General features: G+C 60.4%; 1 pseudogene. It reads left to right on the top strand.

Annotated features, from left to right (window positions below):
• A pseudogene (locus ACSIPU_RS31190) lies at positions 1 to 285 on the top strand (lysine decarboxylase LdcC); the annotation flags it as partial.

Raw genomic sequence — 285 nt, 5'->3', positions numbered from 1 at the left:
ACGCCGGGCCATATGGGCGGCAGCGCCTATCAGAAAAGCCCGGTGGGCTGCCTGTTCTATGATTTTTTTGGCGGGAATACGCTGAAGGCGGATGTCTCGATTTCGGTCACCGAGCTGGGCTCCCTGCTGGATCATACCGGCCCGCACCTGGAGGCGGAGGAGTATATCGCGCGCGCCTTTGGCGCCGAGCAAAGCTATATGGTGACCAACGGCACCTCGACGTCCAATAAAATTGTCGGCATGTACTCGGCGCCCGCCGGCAGCACCCTGCTGATTGACCGTAAC

Source organism: Klebsiella sp. HN106, from assembly GCF_051209435.1.
GTDB lineage: Bacteria > Pseudomonadota > Gammaproteobacteria > Enterobacterales > Enterobacteriaceae > Klebsiella > Klebsiella oxytoca.
Note: the sequence above shows the minus strand (reverse complement) of the source record. Positions and strands in the feature narration are given on the sequence as shown.